The following is a 22,118-nucleotide window of genomic DNA, read 5'->3' as shown; positions in this document are numbered from 1 at the left end:
CGAAAAGGAACGTTTTCGGAAATTTTAAGTACATTATACCTATAGTGAGGAGGACAATATTACCAGTTTGTCGAAATCAACAACAAGGTAGTTTTCATAGACACATGCGAAAGAAATAATAATGTGATGGCTTTTGAATGACTATACACAAATGATAGCGTAGCTTTTATTAGTAGATAGAGGTATGGGTAGAAAAGTTTATGAGTAATTAAACATAATTAAAAGGAGATAATTATTATGAAGAAAGGGCTATTTGAGCCAATATATGATGATAATAAGTTATTGGGGAAGATGTTCAAAGAATTATTGAATAATAACGATTATCTAACAGTAAAAATGATGTTAGAGGATGTATATAGTGACTACAAGGATATAGATGGTAATTTTGTTGAACAATTTCAGACAAATGCATTTAATGCCAGAATGTTGGAATTGTACTTTTTTGCATATTTTCAAAGTGAAAACTATCAAATGAATCGTGATTATCAATATCCTGACTTTCTTATTCAGAAAGATAACATGAAAGTTGCAATTGAAATAACGACTGCTAATGGAGAGTACAATAAAGAAGGGGGCGTGACTATAAACAGTGGTGACGGAATGTATAACAAGAGAGAAGAAAAAGGATATGATGAATATCTAAAGAATGAAGTTCCTCTAAAGTTCACCAGTCCTATATTCTCAAAAATACAGAAAAAGTATTGGGAAAAACCACACTGTAAAGATCTTCCCTTCGCAATTGCGGTTGAGGGCTTCTTTGAAGAAGGATCTTTATCGTATACATCTAATCCATTAACTGAAATCTTATATGGGGTCCGCTACATCGAAGATTCGCAAGGGGGCTTCTCTCCGCAAAAAATTGATAAACATTATAAAGGGGAAACTCCTATTGTATCTGGTCTATTTTTTAAGCCAACAAAAGAATGGAGAGAAATGGATAATGTAAGTGCTATTCTTTTTCAAAATTCTGCGACTATTTCAAAATTCAGACGCTTGGGTTGGTATAAAGGTTATTATAACTCTCTAAGTATTATTACAAGGAGAGGCCTTCTATACAATAGAGAGAAAGGAGCAACAGTTCCTAAATACTTGTCATATGAGCTTAGTCAGGCTCCCTTTAAAGAAACCTGGGGGAGTGGTCTTGTTGTTCTTCATAATCCGAATGCTAAGCATCCAATACCAAAAGGTTATTTTAGGGATGCAATGGATATTTGGTATGAGAATGGAGAAATTTACAACAATTTAAACGGTGGTATGTACCATTTTTTGAATTCAGATACAAATGCAATAAGTTATCAGTTACTTGTGTCGGAAAATACAGAAATAAAAAATATAACAAAATGTGAGTTTGACAAATTGAACCCCAGATACAAAACCAACAAAAATTGTATCCCTATGTATTGGTATAAAGCTGAGACACAAAAAGCTATTGCTGTTTTATCGGCAATTAGCACAGGGCATAAGTCAACCAATAGTAGCGGATATGGGTATGAAATATTCACAACAATTGAAGGCGCTAAATCATACAAACTGCACAAACAAAGCAATTTGAGGGAAGGAGAAATTGAAGATGTTAGCATAGAAATGTTTAATGAAATTTTGTTGTTAACATAAAGGACAAACGTGTAAAGTATATAATCATTAATCAGTATAGAGTTTATATGTAAGATTCACATTCTCTAAAAAATATGTAGATAAATAAAAGAGAATATACGGAGGTGCTTAGTAAATGTCATTTTTGGATTCTCATCCCCATTATAAGACCTACGATGAGTCAAATTATCACATGACTACTATACCAAAAAACACTCTTGGACCAATTCGAGGTGTTATAGCCAAGCACTCACAAGATGAGTCAGGACTTTATAGGTATTCAGCAGACTTATTATTAACCAGTATCCCTGAAGCCACCACGACTGATAATGTGTGGGACTACATCTCTCATGAGATTGATAGAGCTTTAAGGAGGCTATCTCAAAACCCATCAAAATTTTATGATGCTCTGATGCAGGTTTCCCGTGAGGTGTTTGGTGGGAGAATTGTTGACGATCTAAATCAGATACTTGAAGAGAATGATGTTGGCTATACACTTGAATATAGTAAATATGAGTATGATTGGGTAGTGCGTGAACCTCAAGATGACGTGTTTGATACTATAGAAGAAACTGAAGAAATGGTTATTGAAATATGCCAGCAAACAACGGAGCATCTCAAGCAGTGTCGAAATAATCTTCTTTTACAAGATAATCTGAGAGCGAGAAAGGACGCTGTCCGCGATGCCCTCTCCGCTATGGAGTCATTAATGAAAAACATTTCTGGAGAAGCTGATATTAAAATTGCGACTACATTTCTAAGGCAAGACCTTTTAAAATGGGGCAAACAAATAATTATAAAAGATGGCTTATCCATTTGGAATCATCTTCATGAACTTTATCCTGATATTCGACACGGTAATCCAGATATTACTTCATTGACAAAAGAAGAAGCTGTTTACTGGATAGACCGTATTACAACATTTGTCACATACATAGCACGTAGAAGTAAATAAGGAAACTGAGGTCATAAGTTCGATTCAGTATTCCTTCTCCATTTAACTGATAATGATACAGTGGAAGAAAGATATAAATAAAGACAATCTTTACAGAATAGAGGTAGGGTATGGAGGTCAGTCAATTTTGGAATGTACTATTTGATGAGAATATTGGAATCAAACATAAGAAAAATAAAATTCAAAAGCATCTCCTAAGAGAAAATGATGAAGTGATTGTTTCTTATGACATAGGCCAACAAGTGATATGTAAATTAAGGGGGATTGAACAAAATAAAGTAGAATTAATAAATTTTGATGGAGATAGAATTGAATTTGTAATTAATGGTTTAAATTTGACTGATGAACCATCTCAAGATTACTTTCAATATAAGGGGTCTGTAAATAATATTGAAGCTGTACTAATCACATATGAGAAAATAATGCCTTCATTTCTTTCACGTTCCGATATACAAAGAGGTGAATGTGAAAGGTATTTTCTGAGTGAATTTGAGAAAGGTTTAAGCGGTTTTTCCGCTATTAAAAATCAAATAATAATCAAAAAAGGAGATAAAGAATATAAGTTCAATCCTGATGGTTTATATAAAAATGATACAAATGATGAAGTAATTGCTGTTGAGGTTTATTCAAAGATTGGAAAAAGTAAATCGGGATCAAAAAAGAAGATTGAAGGAGATATTTTAAAACTAATCACTCTCCAGAAAATGGGTCTTATTTCAGAAGGATATATTATCAGTGAGTCGGTAACAATAAAAAATCTATTACAAAAAGATAGCTGGCTTGTTTTCTCAGCATTGACTCATGGATTAATTTTTAAAGAATATTTTTTAACTCCCATACTATTACGTAGACTGAAACAAGCAATGCTACTACAGAGTATCAGTCAAATGAAATGATCAAAATAATCTAATAAGCTACCTTGTAATCAAACACTTCTTCTTTTTAACAAATTAACCGTCCCCAAATAACCAAAAATTGGATGCTTGGTTACCACTTTTCACCAACCATGCCTCCAGTTTTTTTCTCGTCCATTGAAACATCACAGCGGAGGAAGGTTGAAATGTCACCAGCTAACAGCGTAAAGATATTTAAGATGCGATTATGGAGGTAAATAGTGTTTCAATTATGTTTAATAAAATCGGAAGCTTTGGTGAGAACTCGAATCTATTCAATATTTTAAAACAAATGCTTAGTAATATGATTATTGAGAAAAGCCTTTAACATATTGGAGAGATGGTTCTGGTTGTTACAAATCCAGATTTTCTGTAGATTTAGCAGGAGAAATTAGTAAGAAAAATGTAGAAAAAAACACTTGATCAATTAGGATATATAGAATTTTTTTGGCTCAACGCCAACATTAGGGGTTGACTCATTTAAAGCCCCAAGTATATCCACTAATCGTAGTAAAGACAGGAACTACTCAATTGAGAACTCGGTAAAATTTGCGCCCAAAGACTGTCAACCACTAACTATTGCGTTGAGCCATTATTTTATAATGAAATATTAAGTTTCCTCGATTTCTAAGCAAACTTGTATCAGTTTGATAGTCATAAACTACTGACTATCAAACGTGATTCTTTCCAAAGTATTAAACTTAGCTATGTGGGATGATTAGGAATCAATTATGTTTAATTCTTCACGAGTTTCTTATATTCCCTAATAATCGATTTGATTAAAACCGTAATTTTATTCCTATCTTCTTCATTATTCATTAACTTTCCACTGTTACAGGAAATAATAAAATTGAAACTATTCATATATGAAAATATTGGCGATTCATTATTAATAATAAATTCATCAGCTACCCATTTGTGTTTTAGCTCTTCTAAATGTTCAAGAAAATTAAGCTCATAGTACACTGGATTCTCACTCATCATTGAAATTGCATAACGAAAGTCCTTGCTGAATGCTTCTTTTTTTGTCTTGTCATTTGTAAAGTAGCGATCAAACAATCCATTTTTCTTAATTTTAGTTGTCAACATACTGGCGTCCCATAACTTTATTTTGAAGTTATGTTTCTCTTCCATTTCTCTTTTCCATTTTGCCCACCACTCATGTTCTTTCTTACTAAAGTCTTTCGCAACACACAGATACCATTTCATAATATTATCGCCCTTCTCGGAGACTACTTTGTTGAAGGATTCTGTAATTTGTCTTTTTTGAGTTGCATTAATTTTATCGATGAAATATTTACATTGGTAAACATCTAAATCGCCATCATAGTCGCCAACAAATATATCGATTCCACCATCACCACCATCACTGTCAACCGTGTGGGAATCATCCTCATGTATAGTCTGAATTAATTCAACACAAATTGCTTCGAATTTTTCTCTTGCCCCCGATTTCCCATACACATGCTTCAAATATTCAAAAGGAAGTTCCATATACATTACACACCTCTCTATTAAATCGCTTTAAATGATATTTTAATATATTTATAGTTTCCTACAAAAATGCGACTCGTTCTTCTTTTAAACTAACTTTAAATAGGGTTAAAGTGAAGGCTGGAGTAAGTAGGGTTCCAAAAAAATTTTAGCAGGAGTTCTCCTGTAATAGCTCCAAATCACAAATAAGTAAAGACATGAGGAGTACAATACCCTCAGACCTTTACTTATTGAAGTATATATATTCCGAAAAGATACCTTTTCGGAATATATATGGAGAAAGCCTAATGCTTCAATACAGATTTGATTATTCTATTATTTGATGAAATTGGATTGACGCAATGGAGGGAAATTGAGGAACCCTGTCGAAATAAAAGGAATAAATATGAATTTGGGCTAATATAGGGGAACATAACATGGAAGAGCTAAATGAAATAAGTAAACCAAACGTTCAAAGTCTAACTAATCAACAGATCCTTTATGGAATGACTATAACCATTCCTGCAATCGAATTATTAACATTATTTTCTGATGCAGATTTTGAACGGTTTATACAAGAATGGGCAACAGGATATTTACTTGAGATAGTCGGTTACAAAAAAGTCTATCGAAACGCGGGTGCAGGAGATAAAGGAAGGGATGTCGTAGCCTGCTATGATGAATCTGGGGAGAAATGGGATTGTTATCAATGTAAGCATTATAATAATCCTTTAACCCCAAGTGATGTTTGGGTTGAGTTCGGCAAACTTTGTTATTACACGTTTAATAGAGAATTCACTGTACCACAAAAATATATATTTGCGACTTCCAAAGGTGTGGGTCCTTTACTAAAATCCTACATTCAGAATCCTGAGCAACTTAAAAACAATCTTATTCTAAATTGGGAAAAACATTGTAAAAGCAAGATAACCGATACTGAAAATGTGGAGCTAACAGAGGAGTTAAAAGAATATGTGGAAAAATTTGATTTCAAGATAGTAGGATTTCTCGATCCGCTTGAGGTAATTGAACAACACAGAAAGACGCCTTATTATGTACCGAGATTTGGCGGTGGGTTTAATAAATTTAGAGAAGAAGCGATTACGCCAGAAGAAATTCATGAGTCAGAGCTGACTTATGTAACAAAATTATTAGAAGCGTACAGTGAAGATAAGGGAGTAACTTTTAATAATACTGACGAATTAACAAGTTACAATATTTATAAGAATCATTTTCAACGTGAAAGAATCCATTACCACAAGGCTCAGTCACTTTCATCATTTGAACGAGATACATTACCAGAAGGTGCGGATGCATTTGCTAAATTGAAGAGTTCAGTATATATGGGAGTTATTGATACTGTTGAATCGGATTTTTCGAGTGGCTTTGCAAGGGTAAAAGAGGTAACGAAAACAGCAAGAAGTCTACAGCTATCGGGAAATCCTCTGATTTCAGTAGTGGAGGATGACGATAGACATGGAATTTGCCATCATCTTGCGAATGACGGCTTAATCGAATGGGTGAGAAAAGATGAGTAGGGATATCAAAAATCCTGATGAATTTCTATTATTTAATTCTAATTTAGAAGTTGCATTAAGAATACTTGTATTATTAAGCCAAGATTCAAATAACACGTATGATTTAGATAGGTTAGTCATTTTTGATTACTTTATTATCCATGCCAATGATGTTGATAGTGAACAAATGAATTTGCACCCATCATTACCTTTAAGAGGTTCTGAAATCATCATTAAACGGAAATTGATTTCTGAAGGATTAGACCTATTAGTAAGTAGAGGGTTAATTGAAATCGTATATAAGGATTCAGGTATATACTACTGTTCAAATACTTTAACTAAAATGTTTGTTGATTTATTGAAGAGCAATTACTTTATGATTTTAAAAAAGTTGTCTACTTGGGTTGCCGAAACATACGGTTCTATTGAAACGTCAGAATTAAACTCCATCGTAAATAAGAACATTCAACAGTGGGGTGGAGAGTTTGAATTTGAATCATTAGTGAGAGGTAAATATGAATAAAAACTTCGGCTTGCTGATAAAAAGACTTATTTTGTCGAATGGTACGGATGAGAGAGAAGTTGAATTCTCTGAAGGTCTCAACATCATCTCAGGTCCAACGGATACAGGGAAAACATATGTCTTCCAATGGTTGAAGTATATGCTTGGTTCTAATGATTCCCCAAAAACTATACCTGAAAATAAAGATTATTTAGACGGTTATTTAGAAATTTATTCTTTTGCTAAAAAAGATACTTTTACTTTAAGGCGCGTATTTTCGACAAACAAGGTTTATATTTACCCTTGTTCTTTTGAAAGCATTAACGATAAAACGGAATACTTACGAGTAAATACAAAAGGTCGCACAAAGTTAATTTCCAGCAATATGATGGAGTATCTCGGAGCTAACTCTGAGATTGAATTGAGAACACATGTTGAACAAGAGAAGTATAGAAAATTAGCATTCCGTGATTTTTTACATTTTTCCCTAATAGATGAGAAAGAAGTAATTAAAGATAAAACGTTATTAACAACGGGACAGTATCTATCAAGAACAGTGGAATTAAATGCATTTTTTTATTTTATTTCTGGAAAGTACACTTATTTTATGTCTTACTTATCCAAGTTAAAGGCTGGTAAGAAGAAGAAGAGAGAGAAGCCACAGGTTGATAAAACGGATTACTTGGATGAATTAATAATTGAGACTCAAAATCAATTATATACATTACAATTGGGAGAGGATTCTTCAGACATTTCGTTTAAAGAAGAATTGTTATTCATAACTTCTGAAATACAACAGCACAGCGAAATTATAAAAGAGACTTTTGAAAATATGGAGAAACTCAAAACCAAAAGATTGATGAATCAAGAACTCTTAAAGAGATTTAATTTACTTAAGGAGCATTTCAATTCTGACCTTCAACGTCTTGATTTTATATTAGAAGGTGGCAGTATTATTTCGAATCTTCAACCAGAAAATTGTCCAGCCTGCGGCAAACAACTTGATTCCTACCATGATGAAACACATCACGAAAAAGTTGTAAGAGGGGTTAATTATGAGAAGTTAATTTCATCATACAGTTCCGAGAAAGAAAAAATAATGCTGAATCTAAGTGATTTAAGTATGACAACTGGTAACTTGGAGGAGGATATCGAAAAAATAAATGAAGAGATATTAATAGAAGAAAAAAAATATAATGAGATAAAACAAAAAGTTGAAGATGAACTTAAACCAACTCAAGCCGCCCTTCAAGAAAAAATCGATAAGCAGGTAGATGCAAAATTAATTAAAGCTAAAATAGAGTATTTGACAAATCAACTAATTAGATTAAATTCACAAAGGGAATTGTTTGGCACAACAAACATACTAATTAATACATCTCAAGAGCCAACAGTCGATAAGGATGTAGTAGATCGAAGTATTGAAGGACTAACGAAGTTAATGAATGGCTTTTTGATAGATATGAAATTTCCAGGTCTTGATTTAACATCTAATAATGTTTCTTTTGATTTTAAGGAATTTGATTTTATTATTAATGGTAAAGCAAGGTCAGTTTACGGAAAAGGATTTAGATCTATTATCTACAGTGTTTTTGTAATTAGTTTAATGGAGTATTGTCAAAAAAACACCTTACCTCATGCTGGATTTGTATTAATTGATTCACCGTTAACCACATATCAAGAAGCAAGTGAGACGGAGGAAGAAGAAAAGGTTCCCGAAGAGTTGAAAGTCAGATTTTTAAATACATTTTCCAACTTAATTGGATCTCAAATAATATTATTAGAGAATAAATTCTCTATGAATGTTAATGAAGAGAAGATGAATTTTATTGAGTTCACAAAGGATAGTACAATTGGAAGATACGGATTTATGTAGGTGCAAATTGCTAAGGAGGTTTTTTAATGTACTCAGTTTGGTTGATTCTTGATAAGAATACCAAAGAGGAATTTATTATTTGGGGGGACGAGATAAAAGTGGAAGATTTTCGAGAGGAAAATCAACACCGATTATTGGGAAGTGGCTTTGATGGAATAACAAAGGAAGAGATGTCTACGACAATTGCAGATTTTAAGCAAAAGCATTGTAAAGCAAAAATTTACGAATGTAAATAAAATAGTATGACTTATAAGAGAATCAATATTATAAAATTTGATTTTTCCTTAAAGAAATGGGCTGTTGTGATAGTCCATTTTTATTACATATACCAGGTACTAAGAATGGAGATAAGTTTGATACCGTTTTTATTTTAAAAAGACAAAAGAGATGAGGCGAGTAGGGATTGTTCAGCTCTTTCTCAATAAGTATTCCGAAAGATTCGTTCGGAATAATCAAAGAGTATTGGAGCATTCACCTACAGATCAATAAAGAACTCAAGATAGACAGATAATAAGAGGATTGTGATAAACTAAGTTCATAATGTACGTAGGGGGATTAGATATGAGTGAGCGCTTTACTCAGAAGGAGAATATCAATTATATTATTAATGAATTTGGACATGAGTTATGGGTACAAGTAAGAGGGAACCGAAATATGAACGGAGCAGATGGATATTTTTGGGCTGGGCTAATTCCTAATAATGAAATAGAAGAGGTTTTAAAAAGCACTAATTGGGAACATGAAGAGGGCAGTATAAGACCAGGTTTCGTAGGACATGGTACATCGGAATATGTTTATGAGAGATATGCTGGAGCGGAATTTGAGCCACTACTATTTCTTCGGGAATTTGGAGGAGTTCTCGAATCGTATATTGAGATTTCAGAAGAATTTAGATTACTAAATAATTTATATTATGACCACAAAGATAACAAATATATTTATGTCTCCGACAACGGTGAATTAGATCCTGTAATCAAAATCGAGGGAAACAACGTCTTCTTTAAACTAAATTATTTAAAGCGCTTTGCGGCCGTCAAGCAAATGGGAATAGCACTGTATTTTAATATTAGATTTGATTCGGAAGTAACATTAGAAGAAATGAACTTAGTGGCGGATCAAGATTGTTATTATGGCCCCGATTGTTGTTTCGATTATCATCACGATAACGACACTATGTCCTCAAGTGATAGAAGAGCATATTCGATACTACATGGAAAAAAGATTTTGTTTGGTGTCAGTATTGAAGAAAGTGGATATTGGCCTTACGACAAACTGAAGTCTTTTGAGGAATTTGTTATCGGATACGACGAAAAAGGAGAAGAAGTTAAATTTCCTTCAGACCCAAAAAATTTAGCGAATTATTTTGGATCCAATCCCAATTCGCCACAATACCTAACTCCAGTATATTTTTCGAAGGACGTCCTAACAAAGTATTACTCTAAGCCTGAATTGTATGAAGTAAATGATGGACACATTCGTTGCCAAGGTATTTGGTTGTTACCAATTGACAACTTGAATAAGGAGTATGTGTCCGCGTATCTGGGGGATTTAGGACGCGAGTTGCCTCATAAGGAGCAAATATATTGGAAAAGTTTTAATATTATACCTGACGGTAAGTTGAGTGAAACTAAATTTAAAAGAGACTTTCTTGCTCAGTTTGCTGACCCAGAAATCTCCGACTTGAAATTCAAACAGAAATTCGTCATGTTTAGAGGAAAATGGATCGAGAAGATGGGGTGGGATTTATTTATAGAACTATCGGACGCTGACAAATATAACTTCGAGCATCTAAGAATTCCTATTGCAAAATCTCAAGTAGAATTTGATGGTTTAGTTCTATCACTTGTTAAGACCATGATTGATTCTATAAATGAGAAGGAACTTAATAAACTGATAATGAATAAAGAGGATCTAAAAGGGAGTATATCAAGATTGGAAAGATTCCTTGAGGAAAAAAATGTTACAGGATATGAACCACATCTGAAATTTTTAAGAGATTTACAGGAACTGCGTTCAACTGGATCAGGTCATCGCAAAGGAAAGAGTTATGATAAAGTTTCTGAAAAAGTGGGACTACAAAATCGGAATTTTGATGAAGTTTTTGAAAAAATATTGAATGATTCAATTTCATTTTTAGGGTTCTTGGAAGATTCTTTTATTAGCAACGTATAGGGCTTTCATTGCTATAAGCTGTAAACAATACCTTTAAAATAATCGAGTGAAACAGGTTGATGCCTTGCAACCTGCTTTCGCTCGGTTTATTTATATTATTAAATCGTACATCCATAAGATAAACGCATTAAGACTACAACTCTGTTTTTTATTATCGCTGTGTGATGAGTTTTCTAATGAGTACGGTAAGATCCCACAACAACAAGTTAACTTTCATTGTTTGAAAGCATTTGTCGGCGAATTCAATCAGGTACATTACTTTTGGAGGTTGATTACTGCGATTAGAATGAAAATGAATTAGTTGTGAGTTTGGATCATATGAATAGTTATTATGTCCAATTGGATTTCGTAGATCGTTATCCAGTATGTCTGTAAACACATGCGAAATAATATTTGTTTCATCTGATAAATATTTCAGTTTTTGTCCATTCGTTAATGACATATAATCTTGCAAAGTAACAACAGGTCTGTTTCTAACTTGTATTGAAGGATTCATACTATGAATTGAACCTCTTACCAACAGGTTATCCAACATTAAGCAAATAGTAGAGTTTGCCAATAATGTTTCAAAAGTATTTTGATATAAACGATCCAATAGATCAAAAGATACTGTATTGAGTCCCTCATGATTTTTTACTTCGGAAATCAACTCGCCCTTCCCTTCTAAATATACCACAGGAGATAAATAACGATAGTGATTTGCGAATGCATCAAAAAGTGTAAATAGGCTTTTTTGAACTCTCAACAAATCATCTCTGGTAGAAAAACAAAGAAATTCTTCATATTCATTTGGATTATTCTGTTTAAAAGAATCTAACCTATAGGTCAGATCGTCATCAGAAACAACTGATAACGGTTTACACAACACCATTTCTCTAAATATTGTTGTGACAAGCTTGCTGACACTTGAATCTTTTTCATAAGGACTCATATTAATACGAGGACTTTCCCGTAGTTTTTCAATTTCACTTTCTAAGTATATATCTTGACCATTGAAATATAGGTTAGTAATTCTTTCAACCTTCTTCCACTCGTCATTAATAAATAAAGGCACAAATTGTAACAATACCTCGTATGCACGATGTGCTTTAGCGCTATGCGGTGAATATCGGATAAAAGGTGAAAATAAGGACGCCTTGAAGGTTTCTTCTGTAAATGGAATCATTTTAATAGAAGGGAACTCTCCTGATAGGACTAAAATATATGAGCCTTCCATGCCGTTTTTATTTGTAGCATTTTGTAATTTGAACGTTAGCATTCCCTTGTCATGATCAATCGAAATATTACCATAAATGTTTGTTAAACAGGTTGGGCACGAATAATATACAGGATATACATCTAACACACCAACTTGAAACTTTACTAATACTTCCGTTTCACAAACATCACAAACCACAACTTGATTGTTAACAGCCATTCAGAAACCCTCCAATTAACTTCCTTATTTTCTTTTAATATATAACGAATTAGAGTATAGAATGGTTTCCTAAGCTTAGAAGTTATCTGGATGAGGATTAGATTGAGTCGCTGAGAGGTAAAATCAAATGAGCAATGAATGAGTGTATTAATAATTGTTAATCGCTTTATTCTCTATCTTCATTCCGTACCTGAGTTAATAGAAACAGTTAAATTAGTTCTCTTTCAGTTTTTCTCGCTTAATTTTCAGGCTTCGTTTTGTAAGTGATTTTTTACTTGACAAGAAAGTAGCTATACTAAACTATTTTTGTAATAATTTTATCGTATTGTATAAAAAGTATTATTTGGTGTGAGCAGTAAGGGGTTGTCCAGAAAGACAATTTTCAAGTAAATAAAACTCAAATTAAAAAGCCCAGGAATGCCGTAGAATAATTCTCTTCACCTTTTTTGGTTCGTACTTGAAAGATACTTTTCGGACAGCCCCTTACTGGAGAGATCAAGCCTTTAAATACTCACTAAAAACATTCCAATTTCCATGAAAAGAATTCCAAATTGAACCATTAGATGATATATCTTGCCATAGACCGTTTCTGTTTTCAATGACGTAATCGTAGTCATCGCTGTCTGTAATGGTTTTGCTCTCATTTAGCTGTTTAAGCTCATTAATTGTCATAATGAAGAATTCCACATTGACTTTTGGTTTATCAATAATTGCAAATATTGCAATGTCAAAACGCTGAAGGTGTGCTTGTGTTGTTGCAAACCACCCTTGAGGGAGTTTTGTTTCCCTGTCATTAATTTCTTTTTTTCGTGATGTGTCCGTACATGTATAGAGTTTAATTTTTATTTGCTGTTTTTTATTGTAAGCTTTTATGTTGGTGTAAGGAAGGTACTCATATGTCCAGTCACTTGGTAGAAGTCCTCTCAATTTACCCATAATGGTTTCTGCAATAGTTCTTCTTAATTGAGGATCCCTACTGACTCCATTTGTTGACTCTACTTGTTCTTCATCTTGGGATGTACGATCATATTCTGGAGGTGATTCATCGAGTAGAAAATCCGTCAACTTCGTAACCTCCATCTCAAGCCAAGATAATCGATTTCTTGTCATTACGATTTCATTTTCATAAAAATTGATTTGAGATAAGAATAGTTGCTGTTTAGATTCCATACGGATACAACCCCTTATGATTTAACTTTTCATTCATCTGCAATGATTTTAACTGTGAAATTAAAATAAATCAACAGTGAAGTTATTTTATCTGAAATATCTTGCAAATTTCGCAGTGAATTTATATGTGATCGCTGTGAAGTTAATTTATCTAATTTGTTTTCCTAATGAGTTCAACGTCGCTTTCCCGCATTAAAGATAGGATTTCTTCCTTTTAACAAATAAAAAATTCATGTCCAATTTTATTTTTAACGTCCCTAACTAAAATTAACTGTCCCCAAACCACCAAAGACTGGAGACTGGTTGACGATTGACCCAACCATTTCTCCAGTCTTTTTCTCTCCTCTTAAAGCATCACAGCAGGGATTTCTCAAGCAAATCCCGAATAGGTAATCAAGCAGAAACCCAGGCTCCTCAAGGTTTATGAGGAAAGCAGAGACGGTTTTACTCAGGCATTTCCCAGGTTCTTTCCCAGTCTTTTTCAATGCTAATTCTTTCTTTTCTCAGGCATATCTCTATCCTTTCAGGACACGAATTATTAGTCGTTTTTGTTCACAATTGAACCAGTTTCTTTCCAGTTTTGAGGGCTTTTTCTCAGCGTTTTTGGGACACGAATTTTTATCTCGGAAATAGCGATGAAGCCTTGTGGGGTAAGGGATTGGGGGATTTGGAGGTGGGGACAGTTATTTTTAGTTTTCTACAGGATGTTTAACTAACTAATAATTCCTGTCCAATTTAAAATTAACTGTCCCTAACTAAAATTAACTTTTCCCCAACCACCAAAGGCTGGAAGCTGGTTGCCGCTTTTCCCAACCATTTCCCCAGTCTTTTTGTCTTTGTCTTTGAAGCACCATAGCAGGGATTTTCCATTCAATTCCCGAATAGGTGATATAGTTTCTATTTCTTAAGCTGATGGGCAGGTGTATAAATTGGAAATGAATAATGGAAAAGGAAACACTCACTTTAGGGAATTTATGACTTGGGCTGGGGAAAAGGGCTGGGAAATAATGAGCAAATCCGGTTCGCAGCTACATTTAAACAGTGGGATTACTTCAAGATACAAAGGGCTTCCAGATGAATATTTAGAATTTTTAAATGTAGTTGAAAAATGCGTTGCACCGGATGAGCAAACCTGGTTTATTTGTGAGGCTGAGTTCAACAATAGCACGGAGACCGCATTCCAATGGAATGAATTTGAAATGCTTAGTTTGGAGGCAGCAGAGGGGGATGCTATTTGGCAGTCAGAGATAACGGCCTGGTGGGATCATCACTTGCCGATCGTAATGTCTGTGAAGGATGGATATGCCTTCTATGCCATTGACTTAACAACCGACAGAGGAGCTATTGTCCGTGGATGTGAGCCTGAATTTGAAGAGGTTGAAAAGGTATCCGATTCGTTTGGAGAATTTCTGGCATGGATCATGTCGAATTCAGATTAGCGTAACTAGGAAAGGTTGATGGTTATACTTGTGGCCAGCAAGCCTGACATTAGATTATTCAACGAAAGAAAAGTTAATTCTACTTAATTTGAAGGAGTGAAACGATATAGGAATTCTTAATTTATGATATAAATGGTTTATATAGCGTGATTTTATTCTCATTTAAGTATGTTCCAAGCATATGTTCTACATATAAAATAATTCTTTACTGCTCGTTCTAGAAATGATATGCTAACAGCAAGTTAGTTCTAACTACTTTTTTTTTGCACAATAAAGAACGATCGTTCTCAAAAGTGAATTTACACTAATCTAAAGAATATGAGGGAGAGAATATGATGAAATACACAGTGATTACGGGAGCAAGTTCAGGAATTGGATATGAAACAGCATTGGCATTTGCAGCACGGGGCAAAAATTTGATTTTGGTAGCTAGAAGATTGGATAAGCTTGAAGAGCTTAAATCGACTATCCAGGGTATCGATCCTAAAGTGAATGTTATCGTACACACAAGCGACCTGTCTGTTACCGCAGAGGCGTACACGCTATATAACGATTTGAAGGAATATGAAATTGAGACTTGGATCAATAATGCGGGGCTGGGAGAAGGTTCGTTCATTGCTGAACAGAATTTGGATAAAGTGGAGACCATGCTACGTGTTAACATCGAATCACTAACCATTCTCTCTACATTGTATGTGCGAGATTATGCAAATGTCGAAGGTACTCAGTTGATTAACGTCTCCTCCGCACTCGGATATGCCATTGCTGTAGGCAGTGTTGCTTATTCTGCATCGAAATACTACGTTAGCGCCTTTACAGAAGGTCTTGCCAAAGAACTGGAACTGAAGGGTGCAAAACTAAAAGCGAAGGTGCTTGCACCAGCGATCACGGAAACAGAGTTTGTACAAAAATCAATTGATGCTGAAGGATTTGATTACAAAGCGAATATGTCCAAATATCACACAGCTAAAGAAATGGCAGGCTTCATGATCGATCTGTATGATCACCACGAAGTGGTTGTAGGCATTGTAGACCAGAACTATGATTTTCAGCTGACAGGCGCAATCTACCCGGTCATTTCAGAATTGAATTAATACAGCAGAATCTAGAGGATACATCTACAAAATCCCAAATAAGAAGAGGAGTACATCCAAATGGAAAAGATATGGAGTAAAACGAAGATTGGTAACATGGAATTGTCTCATCGACTAGCGATGGCACCTATGACACGCAGTAGAGCACAAGAAGATGGTACACCTGGAGAGTTAGCGGCACTTTATTATGCTCAGCGTGCAACGATGGGACTTCTGATTACAGAAGGAACACAGCCTTCAGATGATGGACAGGGTTACTTGTGGTCACCTGGCATTTACACCGATAAGCATATTGAAGGATGGAAAAAGGTAACCGATGCGGTGCATGAAGCTGGCGGATATGTATATATCCAATTAATGCATGCTGGTCGCATGTCCCATCCGGACAATACCCCGCATCATCGTCAACCGGTTGCTCCGTCAGCAATCGCACCGGGTGTAGAAATGTTCACAGCTAAAGGAATGCAGGATATCCCTGTACCCCGGGAATTGAGTCGGGAGGATATTCAAACGACCATCGCCGATTTCCGAAAAGCAGCAGCCGCAGCGATCGAAGCAGGGGCAGATGGCGTTGAAATTCATGGAGCTAATGGTTACTTGATCAATCAATTTTTAGGAGAAAATTCGAATACACGCACAGATGAGTATGGTGGATCTATAGAAAATCGTGCTCGCTTTGCGATGGAAGTAACCAAAGCCATCGTGGAGGAAATAGGGCCAGAACGAACAGGCTTCCGTATCTCACCAGGGACACCGCTGGGTGGAATTCAAGATGGCGAACAAGGCCCTGAACTCTATCGCTATCTTGTAAAAGAATTGGCTCAATTGGATCTGGCTTACCTTCATGTTATGCATCTTGGAGATGAGAACCTACTTCAAGACATTCGTTCGATCTGGCAAAATCCATTGTTGGTCAATCGGGCTGGAAGAACGTTGGAGGATCTCAGTGTCGATTTAGATCGTGGTCTCGCTGATGTGGTACCGGTTGGTGTATGGTCTTTAGCCAATCCGGATTTCGCGGAACGACTTCAACAGGGTGCGCCACTGAATGAAGCAGATCCGACAACATTCTTTGGTTTGGGAAGTAAGGGCTACACGGATTACCCTACGTTGGAAGAATTAAAGTCGCAAGAGGGGCTACACTAGCACAAAGTATGGAGCATGGCGTACAACTGAATACTGCGCGCCATGTTCCTAACTACTCATTTACACGATAACAGCGATTGGAAGGTTGTTCTGTCATCGTAGTGTCAGTGTAAATAATCTTTAGTTCAACTTTTATAGTCTATAAGTAAAGGAAGAGGAAAAATGATGAGAGCAGCTCAAATACAGAAATATTCCAAAAAAATCCAAGTGGGAATCAATAATATTGAGATACCTCAGATTCATAGCCGTGAGGTCCTTGTCAAAGTGAAAGCTGCGGGTGTAAATCCGCTGGATATCTTGAATATGAATGGCAGTGTTCGGATGATTGCCGACTATACGTTACCTTTAACTTTAGGGAATGAATTATCGGGTGTCATTGAAGCCGTTGGTGATGATGTTTTGAATTTTAAAGTAGGTGATAAGGTTTATACCAGGTTGCCTCTGAATAAAATTGGTGCTTTTGCTGAATATGCAGCTGTACATGAGGATGCCTTATCCATGATGCCTGAAAATCTATCTTTTATCGAAGCTGCGGCGGTACCCCTTACTGCCCTGACCGCGTATCAAGCATTGCATGATGTACTCCAAGCTGAGCCGAATAAAAAGCTGTTTATTCCTGGTGGAACGGGTGGATTCGGTGCAATGGCTATCCCGATTGCCAAGTCCATGGGATTAACGGTTATCACAAGTGGCAGTGAGAGGGGCAGAGCACGTACTCTATCCATTGGAGCAGATCAATTCATTGATTATAAGACTGAGCAGTATGCTGACATTCTGTCCGATATCGATTATGTGATCGACACCTTGGGTGCGGATGAGATCAAAGCTGAACTGAGTATTTTGAAACCACAGGGGAAATTAGTCTCTTTGAAGGCAGGACCCAATTATCGTTTTGCAGTGGACAGTCAATTCCCGTTGTGGAAAAGAGCATTGTTTGGTCTCGTAGGTGCACGCCTGGATTCCATGGCACGTAAGACTCAAGCTGAATACCGTTTTTTATTTGTGCATTCCAGTGGGATTCAGTTGCAAGAAATCACAGCTCTTGTAGAAAAAGAAGACATTAAACCTTCGATCGATTCTACGTATACGTTTGATGACATTGAAAAGGCATTGATTAAAGTATCAACAGGTCACTCGCAGGGCAAAGTCATTGTTACCTTTTAAAGGCTCGTTAAGATCATACTCATGTTATTCAATTTTCGTTTTCTGAACAGGAGGGAAGCCAATGGCGAGAAGCAAAGAGTTCGAAGAGTCTGTTGTACTGGATAAAGCGATGAGACTTTTTTGGGAACAAGGCTATGAGAAGACGTCTATGACCGATCTAGTCAATCATATGGGAATTCATCGTAAAAGCTTGTATGACACATTTGGTGATAAACATACCTTGTACCTGAAGACAGTAGATCTATATGATCACCAGATGAGCTCCGCCCTTGCAACAGGTGTAGAGCATTCTCAAACGGCAACGGAAGCACTTCAGTTTATATTTTCTTCTTTGATTCATAGTGAGGAGCATCCAGCATCAGGCTGCTTCATTGTTAATTCAACGGTCGAATTGGCGGCACGTGATGACGATATGAACAATCGATCGATAGAGATGTTTGCAAATACGGAGAAACTAATCAAGGACATTATTGTGTGGGGACAGCAGGAAGATGAATTCACAACCGAGTACAACGCCGAAGTATTGGCAGAATATCTGCATAATGTAGGCGTTGGGTTAAGGGTGATGGCCAAAACTTCGATAACCAAAGAAAAACTTCTTCGTATAGCGACGCTATCCATGGATCTCATACGGAGGTAGTCTATTTTTTTCACTATTATAGAACGTTCGTTCAAATATTGATGTTCCAGATGAAACACATTTTATAGAAAAGAGAGGCAGGCAACAACATGAGAAAGACAGTTCTAATCACAGGGGTATCAGGTGGGATCGGTAAAGAGTTAGCAGATCGGTTTGCCAAAGGTGGACATCATATTGTGCTGGTAGCACGAAGTGAGGGTAAAATACAGGATCTAGCTCAGGAGTATCGGAAAAAGTATGGCATTCAGGCGACGGTTATTGCCAAAGATGTAGCGGCACCTGGGGTACCACAGGAGATTTATCATGAGCTGAAGGAAAAGGGCATTGTTGTTGACTATCTTGTCAACAATGCAGGCTTCGGTCTGTTCGGGACGTTTATGGAAACGGATATGGAACAAGAAGTTAATATGATTGACGTGAATATCAAGGCTTTAACCGTCATGACCAAGCTATTCTTGCCGGATATGATCCAACGTAGGCAAGGCGGAGTGATGAATGTGGCTTCATTGGTAGGTTTTTTCCCTGGACCGATGATGTCGGTATATTATGCGACGAAAGCGTATGTGCTATCGTTCACTGAGGCTTTGGAGAATGAAGTAAGCGGAACTGGTGTTACGGTGACAGCACTGTGCCCAGGGCTGACATCTACCGGATTTGTTGATCGTTCGGGTATGGGTGTCTCGAAGATGTTGCAGGGCCCGATCATGGAAGCCGGACAGGTGGCCGAAGAAGGGTATCGAGGATTTTTGCGTGGCAAGACATTAATTATGCCTGGTGCTCGAAACCGATTCATCGCGTTTATGCCGCGGTTGTTGCCGCGTAAGATGATGACTCGCATGATTAGATCCTCCCAGGACAAGACAGGACATTAAACATTTAAAAAGGAGATGACCGATATGATTTTTTATGATTCCCCTCAAGCAACCGTTTCATGGAATGAGGATAATAAGGTAGTTGTTTTGCAATGGATGAGCTTTGCGCGAGGTGAACAATATCGTACACCACTAAATAAATTATTGGAGTTAGCGGTGCAAAAACGCTCTGATAAGGCGTTATACGATAGCCGTCACTTGGCCGTTATTTCGCCAGATGACCAAGAATGGGTTGCACAAGAGTGGTATCCGAGATCACTCGAAGCAGGACTTAAGTATTCAGCACTGCTTGTTCCCCATAAAGCGATAGCTAAATCGAGTGCAAACCGAATGCTCTCAGGAATGGACATATCCAATCCATCTCAAGAATTCCATGACTTAAATGAAGCCTTCCAATGGCTAGCAACTGTAAAATGAGAAGGTAAGAAAACATGATATGCATAAATCAATATCGGGTTACAATGGCGAGGATAAATCAGATCTTCCCCAATTCGATCGTTCACGTTTGTCCTTCATCGGGTCTTTTACGACAAACATACACAAAAACAGGAGGGAAGCTGAAGGGCACAAATTGAATTTTCTCAATCTCGAATAACTCAGCTAATTGTTTCCTCATATGAAGTGAGTACTGGTATAAAACTAACGTGCCTCCAGGTCGGAGCGCTGTATGGATCTGTGACAGGATGTTTTGTCTCATTTCTCTGGAAAAATTAAAAAAGGGCAGTCCACAGATAATACTATCCAAATGATGCACATTTTCTTGATGCATCTTTTTCAATAGATAGGATGCATTCGAATGGTACATGAATTCAGGATATGTTTTCTTTAGATTATTCCTCATTTTCGGGTCTCTTTCAAATAAAAAAACGGTAGCAGATTGGGGTAATTCAGCTCTCATAAGACGTGTGATGGCACCTGTTCCAGGCCCCAGCTCAGCAATGGTTCGAATTTTATCCCATCGTACAGACTGGACGATTTTATGGGCCAGAAACTTGGAACTGGGCAGGAGACTGCCTACTCGTTTGGGGTTCTTCAGAAATCCTTGCAGGAAAAGAAGTGGTTCGGATGTTTTCATTGCTGTATCCTCCATGACTGAATTCGCTGATGGTTTACTGGATGTTGTTGGAAGGCAGGCTTATCTGGAACGTAAATATGTTATGCGTATGCTGAAGTGTCAAGGTACCCTGATGTAACTCTGCAATGTTTCTTGCAATCGAAAGACCCAGACCAGACCCCGTTTGGATGCCTTCACTGCTTCTTGAATAATCTACCTTATAAAAACGATCAAACAGTTTATCTTTTTGCTCTATTGTGAGTGGCATACCTTTATTTTCGACTTCAATGGCAATGTGTTCATGACGCATACTCATTCGAATGTGGATCGTACCCGGTTTGAAGGAATACTTTAGGGCATTCATGAGAAGATTATCGATGGCGCGAGCAATCTTATCACTATCTACGATGGCCATGATTTGAGCATCGCCGATCTCTTTAACAATATGAATACTATTTTCCTGAGCCAATGGTTCAAATTCAAACAGTAACTGATCCAAGAGTTGATGTAGGTCAACCTTTTTCATATCCAGTTGGGTATCTACTGAGGTTAAGCGTGTGTATTCAAATAAATCATCGAGCAGCTTCTTTAAATGCGTTGCTTTGTTATAGGTGTTCTGTATGAAGCGGTCATACTCTGCTTTGTCTTGAAAAGATTCTGTTCTAAGAAGCTCGATGTACCCGATTATGCTGGTAAGCGGTGTGCGCAGGTCATGTGAGATGCCTGTAATCATGTCCATCTTGGATTTTTCCAACTCGCGCTCTTTGATCATCTGTAGCTGCAACTGCTCAGTCATGTGATTGATGTTGGAAGCGACTCGTCCAAGTTCATCTTGTCGATTGACGGGTACACGGTAGTCCAGATTGCCCTCCGATATGAGTTGAAGTCCTTGCTCTAATGTAACGAGATCTCTCACAATTTTTCGTGTGGAAAACAAAAAAATTAACGTGAAAATTACGATGAAGATTGGTGTTAGAACATAAGGAAAGATGTAGAGAAGCGAAGGCCAATTAAATCTTTCACTAATTTTTGCGGCAGCTATGATCAACATATTATTTACACCCACAGAGCCAACAAACGAAATCAATAAACTGATCAACATTTGATATAGGATGTTAATCTGTATCTTTTTTTTAAAATG

At 36.4% G+C, this 22,118-nt stretch carries 20 protein-coding genes; 15 read left to right on the top strand and 5 right to left on the bottom strand.

Annotated features, from left to right (window positions below):
- The first annotated feature begins 237 nt into the window (after positions 1–237).
- The 3 genes from MKZ13_RS25760 (at position 238) to MKZ13_RS25750 (ending at position 3,444) form a co-directional block, all read left to right on the top strand.
- Positions 238–1,614 (top strand): hypothetical protein, encoded by a 1,377-nt coding sequence (locus tag MKZ13_RS25760; RefSeq protein WP_339179253.1) that lies wholly within the window; start codon positions 238–240, stop codon positions 1,612–1,614.
- A gap of 115 nt (positions 1,615–1,729) precedes the next feature.
- The gene (locus MKZ13_RS25755) at positions 1,730–2,548 is read left to right on the top strand and encodes a hypothetical protein (RefSeq protein WP_339179252.1); all 819 of its coding nucleotides are present in this window, start codon (positions 1,730–1,732) and stop codon (positions 2,546–2,548) included.
- 110 nt (positions 2,549–2,658) lie between these two features.
- The gene (locus tag MKZ13_RS25750; RefSeq protein ID WP_339179250.1) at positions 2,659–3,444 is read left to right on the top strand and encodes a hypothetical protein; all 786 of its coding nucleotides are present in this window, start codon (positions 2,659–2,661) and stop codon (positions 3,442–3,444) included.
- A gap of 732 nt (positions 3,445–4,176) precedes the next feature.
- Here the strand turns inward: MKZ13_RS25750 and MKZ13_RS25745 are convergent.
- Positions 4,177–4,935: a hypothetical protein gene (locus MKZ13_RS25745; protein ID WP_339179248.1), complete on the bottom strand. Its 759-nt coding sequence runs from the start codon at positions 4,933–4,935 to the stop codon at positions 4,177–4,179.
- 416 nt (positions 4,936–5,351) lie between these two features.
- On the opposite strand from MKZ13_RS25745, the gene MKZ13_RS25740 reads away from it, so the two are divergent.
- From MKZ13_RS25740 to MKZ13_RS25720, 5 genes are all read left to right on the top strand, one after another.
- Positions 5,352–6,452 carry an ABC-three component system protein gene (locus MKZ13_RS25740; RefSeq protein WP_339179246.1) on the top strand — a complete coding sequence of 367 codons (1,101 nt, stop codon included), beginning with the start codon at positions 5,352–5,354 and terminating at the stop codon, positions 6,450–6,452.
- Positions 6,445–6,954, top strand: coding sequence for an ABC-three component system middle component 2 (locus tag MKZ13_RS25735; protein WP_339179243.1), 510 nt, complete (start codon positions 6,445–6,447; stop codon positions 6,952–6,954). The genes MKZ13_RS25740 and MKZ13_RS25735 overlap by 8 nt, the downstream gene beginning before the upstream one ends.
- Positions 6,947–8,809, top strand: coding sequence for a hypothetical protein (locus MKZ13_RS25730; RefSeq protein ID WP_339179240.1), 1,863 nt, complete (start codon positions 6,947–6,949; stop codon positions 8,807–8,809). Before MKZ13_RS25735 ends, MKZ13_RS25730 begins: the two co-directional genes overlap by 8 nt.
- A 26-nt stretch (positions 8,810–8,835) precedes the next feature.
- Positions 8,836–9,045: a hypothetical protein gene (locus tag MKZ13_RS25725; protein WP_339179238.1), complete on the top strand. Its 210-nt coding sequence runs from the start codon at positions 8,836–8,838 to the stop codon at positions 9,043–9,045.
- 325 nt (positions 9,046–9,370) lie between these two features.
- The gene (locus MKZ13_RS25720) at positions 9,371–10,981 is read left to right on the top strand and encodes a hypothetical protein (RefSeq protein ID WP_339179236.1); all 1,611 of its coding nucleotides are present in this window, start codon (positions 9,371–9,373) and stop codon (positions 10,979–10,981) included.
- Positions 10,982–11,132: 151 nt separating this feature from the next.
- Here MKZ13_RS25720 and MKZ13_RS25715 read toward each other — a convergent pair whose 3' ends face one another.
- Both MKZ13_RS25715 and MKZ13_RS25710 read right to left on the bottom strand, forming a co-directional pair.
- Positions 11,133–12,398 (bottom strand): hypothetical protein, encoded by a 1,266-nt coding sequence (locus MKZ13_RS25715; protein ID WP_339179234.1) that lies wholly within the window; start codon positions 12,396–12,398, stop codon positions 11,133–11,135.
- 495 nt (positions 12,399–12,893) lie between these two features.
- Positions 12,894–13,568, bottom strand: coding sequence for a hypothetical protein (locus MKZ13_RS25710; RefSeq protein ID WP_339179232.1), 675 nt, complete (start codon positions 13,566–13,568; stop codon positions 12,894–12,896).
- A 935-nt stretch (positions 13,569–14,503) separates the two neighbouring features.
- Here MKZ13_RS25710 and MKZ13_RS25705 point away from each other — a divergent pair.
- From MKZ13_RS25705 to MKZ13_RS25675, 7 genes are all read left to right on the top strand, one after another.
- Positions 14,504–15,007, top strand: a complete 504-nt coding sequence (locus MKZ13_RS25705) for an SMI1/KNR4 family protein (protein ID WP_339179228.1) — start codon at positions 14,504–14,506, stop codon at positions 15,005–15,007.
- Between the two features lie 335 nt (positions 15,008–15,342).
- Positions 15,343–16,101 (top strand): SDR family NAD(P)-dependent oxidoreductase, encoded by a 759-nt coding sequence (locus tag MKZ13_RS25700; RefSeq protein WP_221823674.1) that lies wholly within the window; start codon positions 15,343–15,345, stop codon positions 16,099–16,101.
- A gap of 60 nt (positions 16,102–16,161) precedes the next feature.
- Positions 16,162–17,247, top strand: a complete 1,086-nt coding sequence (locus tag MKZ13_RS25695) for an alkene reductase (RefSeq protein WP_339179226.1) — start codon at positions 16,162–16,164, stop codon at positions 17,245–17,247.
- A 165-nt stretch (positions 17,248–17,412) separates the two neighbouring features.
- Entirely contained in the window at positions 17,413–18,411 is a 999-nt protein-coding gene (locus MKZ13_RS25690; RefSeq protein ID WP_339185452.1) for an NADP-dependent oxidoreductase, read from the top strand.
- Between the two features lie 61 nt (positions 18,412–18,472).
- Positions 18,473–19,051 carry a TetR/AcrR family transcriptional regulator gene (locus tag MKZ13_RS25685; protein WP_339179224.1) on the top strand — a complete coding sequence of 193 codons (579 nt, stop codon included), beginning with the start codon at positions 18,473–18,475 and terminating at the stop codon, positions 19,049–19,051.
- A gap of 89 nt (positions 19,052–19,140) precedes the next feature.
- On the top strand, positions 19,141–19,923 hold the full coding sequence (locus MKZ13_RS25680) for an SDR family oxidoreductase (RefSeq protein WP_339179220.1): 783 nt from the start codon (positions 19,141–19,143) through the stop codon (positions 19,921–19,923).
- Between the two features lie 24 nt (positions 19,924–19,947).
- Positions 19,948–20,340: a hypothetical protein gene (locus tag MKZ13_RS25675; protein ID WP_339179218.1), complete on the top strand. Its 393-nt coding sequence runs from the start codon at positions 19,948–19,950 to the stop codon at positions 20,338–20,340.
- A gap of 82 nt (positions 20,341–20,422) precedes the next feature.
- Here the strand turns inward: MKZ13_RS25675 and MKZ13_RS25670 are convergent, their stop codons facing one another.
- Together MKZ13_RS25670 and MKZ13_RS25665 are read right to left on the bottom strand one after the other, a co-directional pair.
- Positions 20,423–20,998, bottom strand: a complete 576-nt coding sequence (locus tag MKZ13_RS25670; protein WP_339179216.1) for a methyltransferase domain-containing protein — start codon at positions 20,996–20,998, stop codon at positions 20,423–20,425.
- 34 nt (positions 20,999–21,032) lie between these two features.
- On the bottom strand, positions 21,033–22,079 hold the full coding sequence (locus MKZ13_RS25665; protein WP_339179213.1) for a HAMP domain-containing sensor histidine kinase: 1,047 nt from the start codon (positions 22,077–22,079) through the stop codon (positions 21,033–21,035).
- Positions 22,080–22,118: the final 39 nt, after the last annotated feature.

Source organism: Paenibacillus sp. FSL R5-0701, from assembly GCF_037973995.1.
Lineage (GTDB): Bacteria > Bacillota > Bacilli > Paenibacillales > Paenibacillaceae > Paenibacillus.
This window is presented reverse-complemented; position numbering and strand designations above follow the sequence as displayed.

Excerpts from the sequence above, each read along its gene's own strand:
- MKZ13_RS25760 (WP_339179253.1), top strand. The coding sequence starts at position 238 with ATGAAGAAAGGGCTATTTGAGCCAATATATGATGATAATAAGTTATTG.
- MKZ13_RS25755 (WP_339179252.1), top strand. The coding sequence starts at position 1,730 with ATGTCATTTTTGGATTCTCATCCCCATTATAAGACCTACGATGAGTCA.
- MKZ13_RS25750 (WP_339179250.1), top strand. The coding sequence starts at position 2,659 with ATGGAGGTCAGTCAATTTTGGAATGTACTATTTGATGAGAATATTGGA.
- MKZ13_RS25745 (WP_339179248.1), bottom strand. The coding sequence starts at position 4,935 with ATGGAACTTCCTTTTGAATATTTGAAGCATGTGTATGGGAAATCGGGG.
- MKZ13_RS25740 (WP_339179246.1), top strand. The coding sequence starts at position 5,352 with ATGGAAGAGCTAAATGAAATAAGTAAACCAAACGTTCAAAGTCTAACT.
- MKZ13_RS25735 (WP_339179243.1), top strand. The coding sequence starts at position 6,445 with ATGAGTAGGGATATCAAAAATCCTGATGAATTTCTATTATTTAATTCT.
- MKZ13_RS25730 (WP_339179240.1), top strand. The coding sequence starts at position 6,947 with ATGAATAAAAACTTCGGCTTGCTGATAAAAAGACTTATTTTGTCGAAT.
- MKZ13_RS25725 (WP_339179238.1), top strand. The coding sequence starts at position 8,836 with ATGTACTCAGTTTGGTTGATTCTTGATAAGAATACCAAAGAGGAATTT.
- MKZ13_RS25720 (WP_339179236.1), top strand. The coding sequence starts at position 9,371 with ATGAGTGAGCGCTTTACTCAGAAGGAGAATATCAATTATATTATTAAT.
- MKZ13_RS25715 (WP_339179234.1), bottom strand. The coding sequence starts at position 12,398 with ATGGCTGTTAACAATCAAGTTGTGGTTTGTGATGTTTGTGAAACGGAA.
- MKZ13_RS25710 (WP_339179232.1), bottom strand. The coding sequence starts at position 13,568 with ATGGAATCTAAACAGCAACTATTCTTATCTCAAATCAATTTTTATGAA.
- MKZ13_RS25705 (WP_339179228.1), top strand. The coding sequence starts at position 14,504 with ATGAATAATGGAAAAGGAAACACTCACTTTAGGGAATTTATGACTTGG.
- MKZ13_RS25700 (WP_221823674.1), top strand. The coding sequence starts at position 15,343 with ATGAAATACACAGTGATTACGGGAGCAAGTTCAGGAATTGGATATGAA.
- MKZ13_RS25695 (WP_339179226.1), top strand. The coding sequence starts at position 16,162 with ATGGAAAAGATATGGAGTAAAACGAAGATTGGTAACATGGAATTGTCT.
- MKZ13_RS25690 (WP_339185452.1), top strand. The coding sequence starts at position 17,413 with ATGAGAGCAGCTCAAATACAGAAATATTCCAAAAAAATCCAAGTGGGA.
- MKZ13_RS25685 (WP_339179224.1), top strand. The coding sequence starts at position 18,473 with ATGGCGAGAAGCAAAGAGTTCGAAGAGTCTGTTGTACTGGATAAAGCG.
- MKZ13_RS25680 (WP_339179220.1), top strand. The coding sequence starts at position 19,141 with ATGAGAAAGACAGTTCTAATCACAGGGGTATCAGGTGGGATCGGTAAA.
- MKZ13_RS25675 (WP_339179218.1), top strand. The coding sequence starts at position 19,948 with ATGATTTTTTATGATTCCCCTCAAGCAACCGTTTCATGGAATGAGGAT.
- MKZ13_RS25670 (WP_339179216.1), bottom strand. The coding sequence starts at position 20,998 with ATGAAAACATCCGAACCACTTCTTTTCCTGCAAGGATTTCTGAAGAAC.
- MKZ13_RS25665 (WP_339179213.1), bottom strand. The coding sequence starts at position 22,079 with ATGTTGATCAGTTTATTGATTTCGTTTGTTGGCTCTGTGGGTGTAAAT.